Source organism: Streptomyces sp. NPDC055400 (assembly GCF_053644375.1).
Window position 1 is genome coordinate 367147 of sequence record NZ_JBSHLM010000006.1, and the last position, 18320, is coordinate 385466.

Here is an 18320-nt window from a genome sequence, read left to right on the forward strand (position 1 = left end):
TTTAAGTGTGCCGGTATCGTGCCCTGGTGCTGACTGTGACGAGTGTCAACGTGAACGGGCTGCGGGCCGCCGCCAAGAAGGGCTTCGTGGAGTGGCTGGCCGGGACCTCCGCGGACGTCCTGTGTCTCCAGGAGGTGCGGGCCGAGCCGCAGCAGATGCCCGACGAGGTGCGCGAACCCGAGGGATGGCACGTCGTGCACGCCCCGGCCGCCGCGAAGGGCCGGGCCGGTGTGTCGCTCTACACACGCCGTGAGCCGGAGCGCGTACAGATCGGCTTCGGGTCCGAGGAGTTCGACGGCAGCGGGCGGTACGTGGAGGTGGACCTCCCCGGTGTCGTCGTCGCCAGCCTCTACCTGCCCTCCGGTGAGGTCGGGACCGAGCGGCAGGACGAGAAGATCCGCTTCATGGGCGAGTTCCTGGCCTATCTGAAGGGGCTGCGGGAGCGCGCCGCCGCCGAGGGCCGCGAGGTGCTCGTGTGCGGCGACTGGAACATCGCCCACCGCGAGGCCGACCTCAAGAACTGGAAGTCCAACAAGAAGAACTCCGGCTTCCTCCCCGAGGAGCGCGACTGGCTCGGACAGGTCCTCGACGAGGGTGACGGCGGCTACGTCGACGTGGTGCGTTCCCTGCACCCCGACGAGGAGGGTCCGTACTCGTGGTGGTCGTACCGGGGACGGGCTTTCGACAATGATTCAGGATGGAGGATCGACCTCGCGGTCGCGACACCTGGGCTCGCTCGGCGGGCGGTCAAGGGGTTCGTCGAGCGAGCTGCAAGTCACGGGGAGCGGTGGTCGGACCACGCTCCCGTGACCGTGGTGTTCGAGACGTGACAGGTGTGAGGGGCGCGCCGAGAATCTCGGCGTGCCCCTCACACTCTCAGCGCTTCACGCCTCAGTTGCTCTGTCGCGTACCGGGGGATTTCCCGAGCGAGAACGCCAAGCGGGAGGTATCCGGCCCGGACCGTCGGGCACGACCTCCGCCAGGGCGACCCTTGGTGACGTGGATGCGGACGCAGGTGCGGAGAAGGTCCTCTCGTGTTACTTCACCCTCTGTTCCGATCGCCTGGAGACAGCGGTCGACCGCGTACGCCTCACCGTTCCGGCAGCGGGTGGTGCCTGCCGTATGTCCGAGTGGCGTGGCAGACTTCGGCGTGTGCGTGGCGAGTGGTCCGAGTGGTCAACTGGCAATCATGCGAGGGGACTTCATGTCCGCGTTTCCTTCCAGGCGTCGTGTTCTGTTCGGGGCTGCCGGGGGCGGGGTTGCGGCTGTGGTGGCGCCGGGGGTGGCTCGCGCGGCGGCCCCGGGTTCGCCCGCGGTCATGGTCACCGAGCAGGCGAGCAAGCGGATCCTCGTGCTGGATCCTGGGCGGACCGTCTGGGATCCGGCGGCCGATCCGTCCTGTGTGCGGTGGCAGTTCTCGCCCGTCGGGGATCCGCGCTATCGGGATCTCGCGCCGGACGAGAGCTGGGTGTACCCCGCCGAGGCCAAGGTGCGGGTGCATCGCGGGCGGACGTATCTGCTGACCACGGCGTCGTTCGGGTTCGCGGCCGTCGTGTCGTGTCCGTCGGGCCGGCGGTACTGGGGTGCGACGCTCGGGCCCGGCGACGATCTCTTCAACCCGCACAGCATCGAGATCCTGCCGGACGGGAACGTGGCCGTCGCGTGCAGCACGGGGGCGCTCGTCAGGCTCTACGCCGCGTCGCTCGGCCCGCGCTCGGCGCGGTGTGCCGAGGTGGCGCTGAAGGGCGCGCACGGGCTGCACTGGGACGCCCGGCGTGAGGTGCTGTGGGCGCTCGGGGATGACGAGCTGGTCGCGTATCGGGCGGGTGGCAGCCGGGTGCGGCCCGCGCTGACGCGGATGTCGTCGGTGGGGCTGCCGGTCGCCAGGCCGGGGAAGTCGCCCGGCGGGCACGACCTGTTCCCGGTTGCGGGCCGCCCGGGGCGGCTGTGGGTGACGACGAGCGCTTCCGTGTTCCAGTACGACATCGCGAGCGGAGTCTTCGTGCAGGACTTCGCCGGTGCGGCCGAGATCGCGCGGCCCGGGGTGAAGGCGATCGGGGACGATCCGCGGACCGGGCGGGCGCTCAGCACCGTGCCGGAGAGTGGCCTGGGTGAGACGTGGTGGACGACGAAGGTGAGCGCGCACCGGCCGCCGGCCTCGTACACCCTCGTCAACGGCGGGATCTACAAGGCGCGTTGGTGGTTGCCGAGGTAGGCGGAGTGCTGCCTACTCCTCCGGTTTTCTGGCCAGGGTGCGGTCCATGGCCATGGACAGTTCCGCCTCGACCACGCTCTTGGCGAGCGGGCGCAGGCGCTGGAGGTCCTGTTCCGATGCGTGGGAGAGGACCAGGTCGGTGAAGAGTTCGGCAAGGTCCTCCGCGTGGGCGCGGACGCGTTTGGCGGCCGCGAGGACGTCGGCGAGCGGGACGCCCTCGCGGACCAGGGCGGCGGAGACGTCGAGCAGGCGCCGGCTGACGTGCACGATCTCCTCGCCGTCGACGCCGACGTAGCCGAGGTCCATCGCGGCTGCGAGGTTGTCCGGGGTGACCTGGCCCGCGAAGTAGTCGGCCAGTTCCTCGGGGGTGAGGCGGACCGGGGTCTCCTCGGACGGCTCGCCGAGGCCGAGGAGTTCGCCGACGTCGCGGCCGCGGTCGAAGGCTTCGGAGAGTTCGGCGATGCCGCTGAGGGTGTGGCCGCGTTCCAGGAGGGCGGCGATGGTGCGCAGGCGGGCCAGGTGGCTCTCGTCGTACCAGGCGATGCGGCCCTCGCGGCGCGGGGGCGGGATCAGCTTGCGTTCGCGGTAGAAGCGCAGGGTGCGCACGGTGATGCCGGCCTCCCGCGCGAGCTCCTCCATGCGGAACTCCCGGGTGCCGGGGTCTTTCGCCGTCGCCTTCGCCGCTTCCTTCGCCACGTGAGAACCCTATGTTGTACCGCCGGTAACTTTCCTGGGCCCGACCCCTACCCATCAGTACGCACCTGCTCTACGCTCCCCATTGCGCCAGTGTTCACTGGCAGGGTCGTGCGGTTAGGGAGGCGCCGGGATGGCTGAGCACGAGCATGAGCACGTACGGGTGGCGGTGATCGGGTCCGGGTTCGGCGGGCTCGGGGCCGCGGTCCGGCTGCGGCGCGAAGGCATCACCGACTTCGTGGTCCTGGAGCGGGCGGGCGCCGTCGGCGGCACGTGGCGCGACAACAGCTACCCGGGGTGCGCATGCGACGTGCCCTCCCACCTGTACTCCTTCTCCTTCGCGCCCAACCCCGACTGGCCGCGCACCTTCTCCGGCCAGAAGCACATCCGGGAATATCTGGAGCGCGTCGCCGACACCTTCCGACTGCGTCCGCACATCCGCTTCGACCACGAGGTGAAGCAGGCACGCTGGGACACCGAGAAGCTGTGGTGGGTGGTCGAGACCTCGCAGGGGACGCTCACCGCCGACGTCGTCATCTCGGCGAGCGGCCCGCTGGCCGACCCGAAGATGCCGGACATCAAGGGCCTCGACGCCTTCCCCGGCACGGTCTTCCACTCCGCGCGCTGGGACCACGACTACGACCTGCGCGGCAAGCGCGTCGCCGTGATCGGCACGGGCGCCTCCGCCATCCAGATCGTGCCGGCCATCCAGCGTGACGTGGCGAAGCTGACGCTGTTCCAGCGCACCCCGCCGTGGGTCATGCCGCGCGCCGACCGCGCCATCACGGGCGCCGAGCGCTGGCTGCACCGCCGGCTGCCGTTGACCACGCAGGCCCGCCGCGGACTGCTGTGGGGCATCCGTGAGCTCCAGGTGCAGGCGTTCACGAAGCGGCCCAACGAGCTGGGCCTGGTCGAGCAGCTGGCCAAGCGCAACCTCCACCGGTCCATCAAGGACCCGGCCCTGCGCGCCAAGCTCACGCCGGACTACCGCATCGGCTGCAAGCGCATCCTGCTGTCCAACACCTACTACCCGGCTCTCGCGCAGCCGAATGTCGACGTCGTGGCGTCCGGGCTCAGCGAGGTCCGCGGCTCCACGCTGGTCGCCGCCGACGGCAGCGAGGTCGAGGCCGACGCGATCGTCTTCAGCACCGGCTTCCACGTCACGGACATGCCGATCGCCGACCGGGTCGTGGGTGCCGAGGGGCACACGCTCATGGAGTCCTGGAAGGACGGCATGAGCGTGCTGCGCGGCGCGACGGCGGCCGGGTTCCCGAACTTCATGACCGTCATCGGACCGAACACCGGCCTCGGCAACTCCTCGATGATCCTGATGATCGAGTCCCATCTGAACTATCTGGCCGACTACGTACGCCAGTTGGACGTGCTCGGCGGTCGGGTTGCCCTCGACCCGCGCCCCTCCGCGGTGAATGCGTGGAACCGCCGCGTGCAGGACCGGATGGAGCGCACGGTGTGGAGCTCCGGCGGCTGCAGCAGCTGGTACCTCGACGAGAACGGCGTGAACACCACGCTGTGGCCGGGCACGACGACCGAGTTCCGGACCGCCACGCGCCGGGTCGACCTCGGCGAGTACGAGGTGGTCAGGGCGCCGGCGGCGAAACCGGCCGCGGTAGCCGCGGCACGTACGAAGAAGGGCCGGGGCGGCAAGGTGGAGGCGGGAGCGGCATGAGCAGGCTGATGCATGTGACGAGCGGACCCTACGCGCCGCCCGCGGCCGCGCGTGAGCTGACGGCGGTCTCCGCCGACGGCGCCCGGCTGCACGTCGAGGTGCACGGAACCGTCGACAATGCGGCGGCGCCCACGGTGGTGCTCGCCCATGGGTGGACGTGCTCGACCGCGTTCTGGGCCGCGCAGATTCGTTCCCTTGCCGCCGACCACCGGGTCGTCGCCTACGACCAGCGCGGTCACGGGCGCAGTCCGGCGGCGCAGGCCCCGTACTCGACACAGATGCTCGCCGACGACCTGGAGGCCGTGCTCGGCGCGACGCTCGCGCCGGGTGAGAAGGCCGTGCTCGTCGGGCACTCCATGGGCGGCATGACGATGATGGCCGCGTCGCAGCGGGCGAAGTTCCGCGAGCACGCGGCCGCGGTCCTGCTGTGCAGCACGGGCAGCTCGCACCTGGTGGCCGAGTCGACCGTGCTGCCGCTGCGGCCCGGGCGGCTGCGGACCCGGATCACGACGGCCGTGCTCGGTGCGAGGGCGCCGCTCGGGCCCGTCACGCCGCTCGGCAAGAAGGTCCTGCGTTACGCGACCATGGGCCCGGGGTCGTCGCCGGACAAGGTCGAGGCCTGCGCCCGCATCGTGCACGCCTGCCCCACCAAGGTGCGCTACCACTGGTCGCACGTCCTCGCCGGGCTCGAACTCGACGAGCAGGTGGCCGAGTTGCGGGTGCCGACGGGGGTCATCGCGGGTACGGCCGACCGGCTCACCCCCGTCGTGCACGCACGTCGCCTGGCGGCGACGCTGCCGGAGTGCGTGGGGCTCACCGAACTCACCGGTCTCGGGCACATGACGCCCGTCGAAGCGCCCGACCTGGTCACCGAGCGCATCCGCGAACTGGCCGAGTACGTCACGGACGACGAGACGAACGACGAGTTGAAGGGAGCGGCATCCGCATGAGCAGGGTCAGTCTCGAAGGACAGGTGGCGGTCGTCACGGGTGCCGCGCGCGGTGTGGGCGAGCTGCTCGCGCGCAAGCTGGCGGCGCGCGGCGCAAAGATCGCGCTGGTCGGCCTGGAGCCGGACGAGCTGAAGGCGGTGTCCGAACGCCTCAGCACCGACAGCGACTTCTGGCACGCCGACGTCACCGACCATGTGGCGATGGCGCAGGTCGCCGAGGAGGTCAAGCAGCGCTTCGGCAAGGTCGACATCGTCGTCGCGAACGCGGGCGTCGCCAACGGCGGCCCGTTCCTCGACTCCGACCCGGTCGCCTGGCGCCGCGTCATCGAGGTCAACCTGATCGGATCCGCGGTCACGGCCCGGGCGTTCCTGCCGGTGCTCATGGAGAGCCGCGGGTATCTGCTCCAGATCGCGTCGCTCGCCGCGATCACGCCGGCGCCCATGATGACCGCGTACTGCGCGTCGAAGTCCGGCGTCGAGGCGTACGCGCACAGCCTGCGCGCCGAGGTCGGCTACAAGGGCGTACGGGTCGGGGTCGGGTACCTGTCGTGGACCGACACCGACATGGTGCGCGGCGCCGACCAGGACGACGTGATGCGCGAGCTGCGGCAGCGGCTGCCGTGGCCGTCGAACAAGACGTATCCGCTGGGCCCGGCCGTGGACCGGATCGTCGCGGGCATCGAGCGGCGGTCCGCGCACGTGTACGCGCAGTGGTGGCTGCGGGGCATGCAGGGCATCCGCGGCTATCTGCCCGGGGTCATCGGGGCGGTCGGGCAGCGCGAGATGCGGCGGTTCGAGCCGCGCCTGAAGAGCGTCTCGACGGGGCTCGTGGGGGCGGGGGGCGCCGCCGACGAGTCCGTACGGGGGCGCTGACGCGTCCTGCGGGGCGCTGACCTGCGGTTTTTGGGGTCGGACACCGTCCGTTACTGATCGAAATGCGCGCTCTGTCCCGGCATGTAAATCTGGTCGAGGCCCGACCCCCTCACCCAAAAACGGGAGTGAATCGCATGGGCATGAAGGACCAGTTCCAGGACAAGGCAGAGCAGCTCGCCAACCAGGCCAAGAAGCGGTCCGGTCAAGGCAGGGACGAGGCGAGCGAGCGCTCGTCGCACGTCCAGGACGACCTGCGACGTGAGCGTGGCTCGCAGTCCGAGGACTCCGAGCGGCGGCGGCAGGAAGCGCAGGACAGGTTCGATCAGGACTATGACGCCTGACGCTCCGCTTCGCTGAGCCAGTGAGAACGAGGGCCACCCGGGACGCCGGGTGGCCCTCGTTCTTCGGTGTGCGGGCCGGCGCGTGAAGGACGTTGCCCGGCGCACGGGCTGCGCCCGCTCCTCCCGTGGCCGGGGTCAGCGCGGCGGGAGTTCGGGGCGGGCGTGGTTCGGCGTGTCCGTGTAGTCCGGGGGAGTCTTCGCCGGGCCGGCGACCAGGAGGTCCAGGGCCAGGTAGACCGCGTCGTCGAGTTGGGCGTGGCGGCCCTCTGCCCAGTCCAGGGGGGTGCGCAGGACCTCGACGTCCGGTTCCACGCCCTTGTTCTCGATCGACCAGCCGTACTCGGGGAACCAGGCCGCGTTCATGGGGACCGTGATGACCGTGCCGTCGCCGAGTGTGTGGCGGCCCGTCATGCCGACGACGCCGCCCCAGGTGCGCTGACCCACGACGGGACCGAGCCCGAGGAGCTTGAACGCCGCGGTGATCATGTCGCCGTCGGACGAGGTCGCCTCGTCGGCCAGGGCGACGACCGGACCGCGCGGGGCGTTCGACGCGTACGAGACGGGCTGGGCGTTGCGGGTCAGGTCCCAGCCGAGGATCTTGCGGGTGAGTTTCTCGATGACGAGCTCGCTGATGTGGCCGCCCGCGTTGCCGCGCACGTCGACGATGAGGGCGGGCCGGGAGACCTCCATGCGCACGTCACGGTTGAACTGCGCCCAGCCGGAGCCGCCCATGTCGGGGATGTGCAGATAGCCGCAGTGGCCGCCGCTCAGCTCCCGTACGACCGCGCGGCGCTTGGCCACCCAGTCCTGGTAGCGCAGCGGGCGCTCGTCGATGAGGGGGACGACCGCGACGCGGCGGGGGCTGCCCTCGCCCTCCGCGGGCCGGAACGTCAGCTCGACCGTCGTGCCGCCCGAGCCCGCGAGCAGCGGGTAGGGGCCGGCCACCGGGTCGACCGGGCGGCCGTCGACATGCGTGAGGAAGGCGCCCTCGCGGATGCCGCTGCCGGCCAGCGGGGAGCGCGCCTTCGAGTCCGACGAGTCGCCGGGCAGGATGCGGACGAGCTGCCAGCCCTCGTCGCGGTGCACGAAGTTGGCGCCGAGGAGGCCCTGGGCGCGCTGGTAGTGGGGCGGGCCCTCGTTGCGGCGGGCGGGGGACACGTAGGCGTGCGAGGTGCACAGTTCGCCGAGCACCTCGCGCAGCAGGTCGGCGAACTCGTCGGGGGACGCGACCCGTTCGACGAGCGGCCGGTACTGGGCGAGGACCGCGTCCCAGTCGATGTGGCACATCTTCGGGTCCCAGTAGTAGGCCCGGATGATCCGGCCGGCCTCGTCGTACGCCTGGCGCCACTCGGCGGCCGGGTCGACCTCGTGCAGGATGCGGCGCAGGTCGATCCAGACCGTGCTGTCGCTGTCGCCGGTCTCGGTGGAGGGGACGGCGCGCAGTTCGCCCTCGTCGACGACGACGAGGCGGGTGCCGTCGCCGCTGACCGCGAACCAGTCGAGGTGGGTGACGAGTTCGGTCTTCTTGCCCTTGGTGAGGTTGAAGTGCTCCAGGGTGGGGCGGCCCGAGGTGTCGGCCGGGTTGACGAAGGTCTCGCCGAGCGCGCCGGAGATCGGCCAGCGCAGCCAGACGAGGCCGCCGCCCGAGACGGGATGGAGCGCCGAGTACTTGGAGGCGGAGACCGGGAAGGGCACGACGCGGCTCGCCAGTCCCTCGATCTCCACGGTCGGCGCGCCGTCGGCCCCCGAGTCCTCCGTCGCGTCGAGCCCGCCCGCGGCCGTGCGCCCGTGGGGCGACAGGGCGAAGGGGGAGGGCGTCGCGGACGACAGCGGTACGAGATAGGGGCGGCAGCCGAGCGGGAAGGACAGGTCGCCGGTGTGCACGTCGTACACCGGGTCGAAGCCGCGCCAGGAGAGGAAGGCGAGATAGCGGCCGTCGCGCGTGAAGACCGGGTTCTCGTCCTCGAAACGGCCGTTGGTGACGTCGATGATCGTCCGGTCCTTGATCCGGGCCATCTTGATCTGCCGCAGGGAACGCCCGATGCCCGGGTGGGACCAGGTGAGCCAGGCGCCGTCGGGCGAGAAGGCCAGGTCGCGCACGGGCCCGTTGATCGACCGGATCAGCTCGGTGACCTCGCCGCCGGTCTGTGCCGCTCCCCCTTCTCCCTCCTCCTCGTCCTCGGTCGTGTCGATGAGCAGCAGGCGGCCGTCGTTCGACGCGATGGCGAGGCGCTCGCCGTCCGGGTCGCTGACCATTTCGAGGACCCGCCCGAGCTGCCCGGACGCGAGGCGGCGCGGCTCGCGCTCACCGCTCGCGCGCGGCAGGTACGAGATCTCGATCGCGTCCTCTCCCTCCGCGTCGGTGACGTACGCGACCTGCCCGCCGGAGCCGAGCATCTCGGGCTGCCTGACCCGCACGCCCGGGGTGTCCGCGATGGTCCGGGCGGGGCCGTCGCGGTGGGTGAGCCAGTACAGGCTGCCGCGGACGACGACGGCACTGGCCCGGCCCGTCTCGTCGACGGAGAGCCCGTCGACGTGATGGGCGGCCGGCACCTGGTAGGGGCGGCGCCCTACGCGCGGGCCGCCGAGGCGCACGTCCAGCTTGCGCGGCACGGAGCCGGCGGAGAGGTCGTCGATGATCCAGAGGTCGCCGGCGCACTGGTAGACGATCCGGGTCCCGTCGCTGGAGGCGTTGCGGGCGTAGAACGCGTCGTGGTCGGAGTGGCGGCGCAGGTCGGTGCCGTCGGGCAGGCAGGAGTACACATTGCCGATGCCCTGGTGGTCGGAGAGGAACGCGATGCGTCCCGCCACGAACATCGGTGCCTCCAGATGCCCGTCCAGGTCGGCGACGAGCTGCTCGCCGTGCAGCCACAGGCGGCCCTGGGCGCCGCCCCGGTACCGCTTCCAGGAGGCCGGCTCGTGCGGGGGAGTGCCGGTCAGGAGGAGAGTCCTGCGCTCGCCGTCGATCTCGGCGACCGCGATGTCGGAGACGGGGCCCCAGGGCAGCCTGCCGCCGGGGGAGCCGTCGGTGGGGACGTCGTAGGCCCAGGTGAAGTACGAGAAGGGCTGGCCGTGCGAGGCCACCGCGAGGATGACGGTCCGCCCGTCCTTGTCGGGCGGTGTCCAGCCGCGGACTTGGGTGTCCGTGCTGCCCCAGTAGGTGAGCCGCCGGGCGGGCCCGCCGTCCACCGGCGCGAGATGGATCTCGGGATCCAGGCTGCGCCAGGTCGTGTACGCGATGTGGCGGCCGTCCGGCGAGAACCGTGGGCTGCTCACCTTGGTCCGGTCGACCGTGACCCGCCAGGCCCGGCCCGGCCGGTCGAGCGGGGCGACCCAGAGGTCGTCCTCGGTCTCGAAGCAGAGCCGGTCCTCGTGCAGATGGGGAAACCGCAGGTACGCGTTGTCGCTCACCTACCCATGCTTTTCCGCTCAACGGCCCCCGGCAACTTGTGGCTCGCCCGCTTGCGGGTGGGACTTGTGGCGCAGGACACGTACGAAACGGTTTCGTTTCGTTAAGCGCGGTCGTACAGTACTTCTGTACGAAACGGTTTCGTACGCACTGTCTGGACCGGAACAGGAGTGAGCCATGGCTGAAACCGCGACGACGCGCCGCAGCCGGATCACGCCCGAGCGCGAGGCCGAGCTGTACGGCTCCGTGCTCGAACTGCTCCGCGAGGTCGGTTACGACGCCCTGACCATGGACGCCGTGGCCGCCCGCACCCGGTCGAGCAAGGCCACGCTCTACCGCCAGTGGGGCAGCAAGGCCGAGCTGGTCGTGAAGGCGCTGCGGCACCAGAAGCCGTCGCGCCTGAGCGAGATCGACACCGGGTCACTGCGGGGCGACTTCCACGAACTGGTCCTCCGTGAGGACGACTGCGAGATGGCCCAGGGATCCGCGCTGATGCGGGGCCTGGCCATGGCGGTCCACGAGAACCCGGATCTCCTGCGGGCCTTCCGCGAGCTGCTGATCGAACCCGAGATGGAGGAGCTCCGGCAGGTGCTGGGACGCGCCGTCGACCGGGGCGAGATCCGCGCGGACAACCCGGCGCTCGACTACGTCCTCCACATGATCATCGGCGCCTTCACGGCCCGGACCCTCATCGACGAACAGCCACCCACCCAGGCCTTCGTCGCCTCGTACATCGACGCCGTGGTCCTCCCCGCTCTCGGCGTCTGACCCCTCTCCACCCAAGAACCGTCACACCCAAGCTCCTGACGCGACCGCTCACGTCGTCGGGCTGATCCCTCCTGCCCCCATACGACTGACCGGGAGTACGCCCTCGTGGCCACGTTCCTCTACAAACTCGGCAAGCTCGCCTTCCGCCGAAGGCACTTCGTCGCCCTGATCTGGGTGGCGCTGCTCACCCTCGCGGGGGTGGGCGCCGCCTCCGCGCCCACGGCGGCGTCCAGTTCCTTCTCCATCCCGGGGACGGAGGCCCAGAAGGCCTTCGACCTGCTCGACCAGCGCTTCCCCGGCTCCAGCGCCGACGGCGCCACCGCACGCGTCGTCTTCCAGGCGCCCGACGGCGAGAAGATCACGTCCGCGGCCAACAAGGCCGAGGTCAGCAAGACCGTCGCGGACCTCAGGTCCGGTTCGAAGGAGGTCGCCGCGGCGGTCGACCCGTTCGTCGCGAAGACCGTCAGCAAGGACGGCACGATCGCGTACTCCTCGGTCTCCTACAAGGTCTCCTCGATGGAGCTGAAGGACGCCGACCGCGACGCGCTCCAGAAGACCGTCGACGAGGCGCGCGACTCGGGGCTGAGTGTCGAGGTCGGCGGTGACGCGCTCCAGGCCATGCCGGAGACCGGCGCCACCGAGATCATCGGTGTGGCGATCGCCGCCGTCGTCCTCGTGATCACCTTCGGCTCGCTCGTCGCGGCCGGGCTTCCGCTGCTCACCGCGCTGATCGGCGTCGGCATCGGCGTCTCGTCGATCACCGCGCTGGCCAACGCGCTCGACCTCGGCACCACCACCTCGACGCTGGCCATGATGATCGGCCTCGCGGTCGGCATCGACTACGCGCTGTTCATCGTCTCCCGCTTCCGCGCCGAGCTGGCCGAGGGCCGCGACCGCGAGGAGGCGGCCGGACGGGCCGTCGGCACCGCGGGATCCGCCGTGGTCTTCGCCGGTCTGACCGTCGTCATCGCCCTCGTCGGGCTCGCCGTCGTCAACATCCCGATGCTGACGAAGATGGGCATCGCCGCCGCCGGCACGGTCGCCATCGCCGTCCTCATCGCGCTCACACTCATCCCGGCACTGCTCGGCTACGCCGGCAAGCGGGTCCACGGCCGCAAGGCCCGTAAGGCCCAGGCCGCCGAGAAGAAGCCCGAGCCGAAGACGAACATGGGCACCCGCTGGGCGCGCTTCGTGCTGCGCCGGCCGGTGGCCGTGCTGCTCACCGCGGTGGTCGGGCTCGGCGTGATGGCCGTGCCGGTGTCCTCCCTGGAGCTGGGCCTGCCCGACGACGGGGTCCAGCCCACCGACACCACGCAGCGCAAGGCGTACGACCTGCTCTCCGAGGGCTTCGGGCCCGGCTTCAACGGTCCGCTGGTGGCGGTCGTCGACGTGAAGCACTCGCAGGACCCGAAGGGCGCGGTCGCCCGCGTCTCCAAGGACATCGCGGCGACCGACGGCGTCAAGACGGTCACCCCGCCCGCGTTCAACAAGGCCGGTGACACGGCGACGATCACCGTCGTGCCGTCGTCCAAGCCCAGCTCCACACAGACCGAGGACGTCGTCCACACGATCCGCGACAAGGGCGCCGACATCAAGGCGGACACCCGCGCCGAGGTCCTGGTCACCGGCACCACGGCCATGAACATCGACGTGTCGCAGAAGCTGAACGACGCGCTCGTGCCGTACCTGGCGCTCGTCGTGGGCCTCGCGTTCCTGCTCCTGATGGTGGTCTTCCGGTCGGTCCTCGTCCCGCTGAAGGCGGCGCTCGGCTTCCTGCTCTCGGTGGTCGCCGCGCTCGGCGCCGTCGTCGCGGTCTATCAGTGGGGCTGGCTCGGCTCGCTGTTCGGCGTGGAGCAGACCGGGCCGATCATGTCGATGATGCCGATCTTCATGGTGGGCGTGGTCTTCGGCCTCGCGATGGACTACGAGGTCTTCCTCGTGACCCGCATGCGGGAGGCGTACGTCCATGGGGAGCGGCCCGCGCAGGCCATCGTCACCGGCTTCAAGCACGGGGCCCGGGTGGTCACGGCCGCGGCCGTCATCATGATCGCCGTCTTCGCGGGCTTCATCGGCTCCAGCGAGCAGATGGTCAAGATGATCGGTTTCGGGCTCGCGATCGCGGTCTTCTTCGACGCGTTCCTGGTGCGCATGACGATCGTGCCGGCCGTCCTCGCGCTGCTCGGCAAGCGGGCGTGGTGGCTGCCGAAGTGGCTCGACCGGATCCTGCCGAACGTGGACGTCGAGGGCGAGGGCCTGAAGACGGTCTCCGGCGACGACCCCGCGCAGGAGGACCGGGAACTGGCCCGCGTGTGACCGGGGCCCGTCCCTGACCGGGAGTTCGAAGGGCTCTCAGTGAGCCACCGGGGTGGCGGTCGTGTACGTCCGGCGAAGGAAGCGCACCAGAGCCTTCTTCTCGAACTGCACGACCGCCACCCCTTTCGGCGAGTGGAACTCCATGACGGCCTGGACGCGGCCGCAGGGCCAGATGCGGATGTCGCCCACGGTGGTCGGGGCGCGCAGCCCCTGTTCCAGGAGCTCGCGGGGGAAGTCCCAGTCGCCTTCTTCGGGGACGGTGAGGTGGACTTGTCCGTCGTAGCGCAGGACTGCGGGGACGGCCGGCGTCTCGTCGGGGGAGTCCGTGACGATGTGGGCTGGTGCGTACTGCTCGACGTCAGACATCGGGGACTCCTCGTCATCTTTTGTCCGTACTGTCATCCAATGTCCCATATAAGTCACATGGGTGGCTATGCGTTCAGGGGTTGATCCGGTCTTAATCGTGCCCTCGGCGCTCTTGCAACCAGTTCGCAACAAGGCACTATCATCGAACGGCCAGCCAAGCCTGTCGCGAACCTGTCGCGTGCCCCGAAGCGGAGCTTTCACCCATGCATGTCCCCGACGGATTCATCAACGCCCCCGTGTCGGCGGCCGCAGGTGTCGTCGCCGCGGGCGCCGTGGCCGTCAGCCTGCGAGGCGCGCGGCGCGAACTCGACGAGCGGACGGCCCCCCTCGCGGGCCTCGTCGCCGCGTTCATCTTCGCCGTGCAGATGCTGAACTTCCCCGTCGCGGCGGGCACCAGCGGCCACCTCCTGGGCGGCGCACTGGCCGCGATACTCGTCGGCCCCTATACCGGCGTCCTCTGCGTGTCCGTGGTGCTCCTGATGCAGGGCGTGCTCTTCGCCGACGGCGGCCTGACCGCGCTCGGCGTGAACATCACCGACATGGCGATCACCACGACCGTCGTCGCCTACCTCGTCTTCCGCGGCCTGGTGAAGGTGCTGCCCCGCACGCGCCGCTCCATCACCGTCGCCTCCTTCGTCGCCGCGCTCCTGTCCGTACCGGCCGCGGCCGTCGTCTTCACCCTGATCTACGCGATCGGCGGCACCACCGACGTCTCGATCGGCAAGGTCGCCACCGCCATGGTCGGCGTGCACGTCCTCATCGGCATCGGCGAGGCCGTCATCACCGCGCTGACCGTCGGCGCGGTCGTCGCCGTCCGCCCCGACCTCGTGTACGGCGCCCGCGGCCTGCACCGGCCGCTCAAGCTCCGCGTCGGCGGCGAACTCGTCGACGCCCCGGACGCCGCGCCCGCGCCCGTCGCCGCCCGCGTCCCCCAAGCTCTCGGCTCCGCTCGAGCAGGGAGGTACCCCCATCACCGCAAGGTCTGGATCACCGGCCTCGTCACCTCCCTCGTCCTCGCCGGCTTCGTCTCCTTCTACGCCTCCGCCAACCCGGACGGTCTGGAGAAGGTCGCCCACGACAAGGGCATCGACACGAAGACCGGGAAGCACGCCTCCGACGGCTCCCCGCTCGCCGGTTACGGCGTCAAGGACGTCGGCGACGCCCGGCTCTCCGGCGGCCTCGCCGGCGTGATCGGCGTCGGCGTCACCGTCGTCGCGGGCAGCGGCATCTTCTGGGCGCTGCGCAGGCGCCGCACCGCGGACACCTCCCCGAGCCAGATCACGGAGACCGTCTGACATGGGTGCGGGCCACGCGCACAAGCTCTACCGGCACGGGCACTCGCCCGTGCACGGCCTGCCGCCGCACACCAAGCTCGCCGCCGTCTTCTGCTTCGTGATCGTGGTCGTCTCCACGCCCCGCGAGGCGATGTGGGCGTTCGCCCTGTACGCGGTGCTGCTCGCGGCCGTCGCGTACGCGGCCAGGGTCCCGGCCGCCTTCCTCCTCAAGCGGCTCCTCATCGAGATCCCCTTCGTCGCCTTCGCCGTCCTCATGCCGTTCGTGGCGCAGGGCGAGCGCATCGACGTCCTCGGGATGTCCCTCAGCGTCAACGGTCTGTGGGGCGCCTGGAACGTCCTCGCCAAGGGCACCCTCGGCGTCGCCGCGTCCGTCCTGCTCGCCTCCACCACCGAACTGCGCGAACTGCTGCTCGGCCTGCAACGGCTCAAGCTGCCGCCCCTCCTCGTCCAGATCGCGTCGTTCATGATCCGCTACGGCGATGTGATCACCGACGAGATGCGCCGCATGAAGATCGCCCGCGAGTCGCGCGGCTTCGAGGCGAGCGGCGTGAAGCACTGGGGCGTCCTCGCCAAGTCCGCGGGCGCCCTCTTCATCCGCTCCTACGAGCGCGGCGAGCGCGTGCATCTGGCCATGGTCAGCCGCGGGTACGCCGGATCGATGCCGGTCATCGACGACGTGAGCGCGTCCCGCACGCAGTGGTCGTACGCCCTCACCCTCCCCTGTGCCGCTCTTGTCGTCTGTCTGCTGGGATGGATCCTGTGACTGTTTCCCCCGACGCCCTCGGATCCCCCGCCTCGCTGGAGGTCAGCGGCCTCGCCTACGCCTACCCCGACGGCCACCAGGCTCTCTTCGGCGTCGACCTGACCCTCGGCCGGGGTGAGCGCGTCGCCCTGCTCGGGCCCAACGGCGCGGGCAAGACGACCCTCGTGCTGCATCTCAACGGCATCCTCACCGGCGGCGCCGGCACCGTGACCGTCGCCGGCCTGCCCGTCGGCAAGCAGCACATGGCCGAGATCCGGCGCAAGGTCGGCATCGTCTTCCAGGACCCCGACGACCAGCTCTTCATGCCGACCGTCCGAGAGGACGTGGCCTTCGGGCCCGCCGCGGCCGGGGTGAAGGGGCCCGAACTCGAGGCCCGCGTGCACCAGGCCCTCGCCCAGGTCGGTATGGCCGAGTTCGCCGACCGGCCGCCGCACCACCTCTCCTTCGGGCAGCGCCGCCGCGTCGCGGTCGCCACCGTCCTCGTCATGGAGCCCGAGATCCTCGTCCTGGACGAGCCCTCGTCGAACCTCGACCCGGCCTCGCGCCGCGAACTCGCCGACATCCTGCGCTCGTTGGACGTCACCGTCCTGATGGTCACGCACGACCTGCCGTACGCCCTCGAACTCTGCCCCCGCTCGGTGATCCTCAGCGAGGGCGTGATCGCCGCCGACGGGACGACCGGCGACCTCCTCGCCGACGAGGACCTCATGCGCGCACACCGCCTGGAGCTCCCCTTCGGCTTCGACCCGAAGTCCGTGAAGGTCTGAGCGCCGAGGAATCCTCAGCGATCCATGGCTGTTGCACACGATGTGAGTGACATGAACGGCACAGTGGCCACCGGGTTCGAACCGGTCAGGGACGCCTTCGCGCACAACTTCGACGCGCTCGGCGAGCGCGGCGCGGGCGTGGTCGTCTACCGCGACGGACACAAGGTCGTCGACCTGTGGGCCGGCACCCGCGACGTGAGCGGCGGCGCCCCCTGGGAACGCGGCACCGCCCAGATCATGCGCTCCGCCACGAAGGGCGTGGCCGCCGCCGCGCTGCTCCTCCTGCACCAGCGCGGAGAGCTCGACCTGGACGCGCCGGTCAGTGCCTACTGGCCCGAGTTCAAGGAGCACGGCAAGGAGCACGTCCTCGTCCGTGACGTCCTCGCGCACCGCGCCGGGGTGCCCGCGCTCGACCGCCCGCTGACCCCCGCCGAGGCCGCCGACCCCGACAGCGGCGCCGCGGCCGTCGCCGGCCAGGCCCCCGCCTGGGAACCCGGCACCGACCACGGCTACCACGCGCAGACCTACAGCTGGCTCACCGGCGAGCTCGTGCGCCGCATCACCGGCCGCACCGTCGGCGCCTGGATCGCCGAGCACATAGCCGCCCCCGTCGGCGCCGACCTGTGGGTCGGCCTGCCCGCGGCAGAGGCGCACCGCGCCGGTCTCATCGGCCCCGTCGAACCCCCGGCCGTGCCCGGCGGCGGCCTGCGCACCCGTCCCAGGAAGATCGTCGCCGACGCGTACTCCGACCCCGGCTCCCTCACCCGCCGCGCCTTCGGGGCCATCGCCCCCGCGCCCGACGAGAACGACCCGGCCTACCGTGCGGCCGAGCTCCCCGCCTCGAACGGCGTCGGCACGGCGGAGGGACTCGCCCGTTTCTACGCGTCCCTGATCGGCGAAGTCGACGGCGGTACCCGCCTGTTCACACCGGACACGGCTCAGGCGGCCCGCACGGAGGCGTCCGAGGGCGCCGACCGGGTCCTCGTCGTCCCGACCCGCTTCGGACTCGGCTACATGCTCCACGGGGCCGCCTCCCCCCTGCTCGGCCCCGGCTCCTTCGGCCACCCCGGACGGGGCGGCCCGCTCGGCTTCGCGGACCCCGAGTCCAGGATCGCCTTCGGGTACGTCACGAACGGCATGCAGAAGGGCGTCACCGCCGACCCGCGCGCTCAGGCCCTGGTGCGGGCCCTGCGCGCCTCGCTCGCCGCGTAGTTGCCACGGCCCAGGTACAGCGGGGCGTACGCGGCCAGCAGGAGCACGGCCCCGAGCGGTATCAGGTCCTTGTCGACCGTCGGCAGCAGCGAGCAGGCCAGGACCAGGACGGGCGCCCACCACCGCAGGGTGCGCAGCGCGGCGAGCCGGCCGGCCAGTATCAGCTGGCCTATGAAGAACAGGATCGGCCCCACCGAGTAGAACGCCAGGCTGAAGCCCGGCACGTCCTGGAAGCGCGACGTCATCTCCGACATCGCCTCGTGGTCGGCGGCGAGAAACCCCGTGACGAGGTCGGCTCCGAACTGTCCGGCGAAGGCCACGGCGCCCACGCAGGCCGTCCACAGCCCCGCCGTGGACCAGCCGTCGCGCCCCGCCATCTGCCGCATCGCGACGAACCCCCGCAGGAAGCAGAAGAGTCCGACGAGGAAGCACAGGTGCCCGGCGGTCCAGGCGAAGCCGGGGCCGCGCGTCCCGTCGAGGCCGTCGAGGATGCGGATCACGCCGTAGGCGCCGAACAGGACGGGGGCGTACACGAAGTCACCGCGTGATGGGTTCATGCGATCCATGGTGGCCGCCCCCGCGCCCCAACTCGATTGGGGACAACCCTGGTTGGACCCTGAGAGGCCCCTGACCGCGTACCGGGGTGGCGTCACCGCACGAGTCACTTCG

16 protein-coding genes are annotated in these 18320 nt (G+C 71.1%); 12 read left to right on the plus strand and 4 right to left on the minus strand.

Annotated features, from left to right (window positions below):
• The first annotated feature begins 5 nt into the window (after positions 1–5).
• Positions 6–830, plus strand: coding sequence for an exodeoxyribonuclease III (locus ACWIGU_RS18670; RefSeq protein ID WP_454402146.1), 825 nt, complete (start codon positions 6–8; stop codon positions 828–830).
• A 488-nt stretch (positions 831–1318) separates the two neighbouring features.
• On the plus strand, positions 1319–2215 hold the full coding sequence (locus tag ACWIGU_RS18675; protein WP_454402148.1) for a DUF6528 family protein: 897 nt from the start codon (positions 1319–1321) through the stop codon (positions 2213–2215).
• A 12-nt stretch (positions 2216–2227) separates the two neighbouring features.
• Here ACWIGU_RS18675 and ACWIGU_RS18680 read toward each other — a convergent pair whose 3' ends face one another.
• Complete coding sequence (locus tag ACWIGU_RS18680; RefSeq protein WP_454402411.1) at positions 2228–2854, minus strand: MerR family transcriptional regulator; 627 nt, start codon at positions 2852–2854, stop codon at positions 2228–2230.
• A 187-nt stretch (positions 2855–3041) separates the two neighbouring features.
• Between ACWIGU_RS18680 and ACWIGU_RS18685 the strand changes: the two genes are divergently transcribed.
• The 4 genes from ACWIGU_RS18685 (at position 3042) to ACWIGU_RS18700 (ending at position 6758) form a co-directional block, all read left to right on the plus strand.
• Positions 3042–4595, plus strand: coding sequence for a flavin-containing monooxygenase (locus ACWIGU_RS18685; protein ID WP_454402150.1), 1554 nt, complete (start codon positions 3042–3044; stop codon positions 4593–4595).
• Entirely contained in the window at positions 4592–5545 is a 954-nt protein-coding gene (locus ACWIGU_RS18690; protein ID WP_454402152.1) for an alpha/beta fold hydrolase, read from the plus strand. Before ACWIGU_RS18685 ends, ACWIGU_RS18690 begins: the two co-directional genes overlap by 4 nt.
• Positions 5542–6417, plus strand: coding sequence for an SDR family oxidoreductase (locus tag ACWIGU_RS18695; protein WP_454402154.1), 876 nt, complete (start codon positions 5542–5544; stop codon positions 6415–6417). Before ACWIGU_RS18690 ends, ACWIGU_RS18695 begins: the two co-directional genes overlap by 4 nt.
• Before the next feature lie 134 nt (positions 6418–6551).
• A complete protein-coding gene (locus tag ACWIGU_RS18700; protein WP_356275678.1) occupies positions 6552–6758 on the plus strand; it encodes a hypothetical protein in 207 nt (68 codons plus the stop codon).
• Positions 6759–6893: 135 nt separating this feature from the next.
• Here ACWIGU_RS18700 and ACWIGU_RS18705 read toward each other — a convergent pair whose 3' ends face one another.
• Entirely contained in the window at positions 6894–10169 is a 3276-nt protein-coding gene (locus tag ACWIGU_RS18705; RefSeq protein WP_454402156.1) for a S41 family peptidase, read from the minus strand.
• 175 nt (positions 10170–10344) lie between these two features.
• Here ACWIGU_RS18705 and ACWIGU_RS18710 point away from each other — a divergent pair, with 175 nt between their 5' ends.
• Together ACWIGU_RS18710 and ACWIGU_RS18715 are read left to right on the plus strand one after the other, a co-directional pair.
• Entirely contained in the window at positions 10345–10935 is a 591-nt protein-coding gene (locus tag ACWIGU_RS18710) for a TetR/AcrR family transcriptional regulator (protein WP_454402158.1), read from the plus strand.
• A 105-nt stretch (positions 10936–11040) separates the two neighbouring features.
• A complete protein-coding gene (locus ACWIGU_RS18715; protein WP_454402160.1) occupies positions 11041–13248 on the plus strand; it encodes an MMPL family transporter in 2208 nt (735 codons plus the stop codon).
• Between the two features lie 36 nt (positions 13249–13284).
• Here the strand turns inward: ACWIGU_RS18715 and ACWIGU_RS18720 are convergent, their stop codons facing one another.
• The gene (locus ACWIGU_RS18720; RefSeq protein WP_454402162.1) at positions 13285–13614 is read right to left on the minus strand and encodes an SsgA family sporulation/cell division regulator; all 330 of its coding nucleotides are present in this window, start codon (positions 13612–13614) and stop codon (positions 13285–13287) included.
• 203 nt (positions 13615–13817) lie between these two features.
• Between ACWIGU_RS18720 and ACWIGU_RS18725 the strand changes: the two genes are divergently transcribed.
• From ACWIGU_RS18725 to ACWIGU_RS18740, 4 genes are read left to right on the plus strand one after another with little or no spacing between them, the layout of a single operon-like run.
• Positions 13818–14909, plus strand: a complete 1092-nt coding sequence (locus tag ACWIGU_RS18725; RefSeq protein ID WP_454402164.1) for an energy-coupling factor ABC transporter permease — start codon at positions 13818–13820, stop codon at positions 14907–14909.
• A 1-nt stretch (position 14910) separates the two neighbouring features.
• Entirely contained in the window at positions 14911–15672 is a 762-nt protein-coding gene (cbiQ, locus tag ACWIGU_RS18730) for a cobalt ECF transporter T component CbiQ (RefSeq protein WP_454402166.1), read from the plus strand.
• Entirely contained in the window at positions 15660–16439 is a 780-nt protein-coding gene (locus ACWIGU_RS18735; protein ID WP_454402168.1) for an energy-coupling factor ABC transporter ATP-binding protein, read from the plus strand. The genes cbiQ and ACWIGU_RS18735 overlap by 13 nt, the downstream gene beginning before the upstream one ends.
• A 51-nt stretch (positions 16440–16490) precedes the next feature.
• Positions 16491–17651: a serine hydrolase domain-containing protein gene (locus ACWIGU_RS18740; RefSeq protein WP_454402170.1), complete on the plus strand. Its 1161-nt coding sequence runs from the start codon at positions 16491–16493 to the stop codon at positions 17649–17651.
• On the opposite strand, the gene ACWIGU_RS18745 is transcribed toward ACWIGU_RS18740, so the two are convergent.
• A complete protein-coding gene (locus ACWIGU_RS18745) occupies positions 17609–18208 on the minus strand; it encodes a hypothetical protein (protein WP_454402172.1) in 600 nt (199 codons plus the stop codon). The two genes, ACWIGU_RS18740 and ACWIGU_RS18745, sit on opposite strands and share 43 nt — an antisense overlap.
• Positions 18209–18320: the final 112 nt, after the last annotated feature.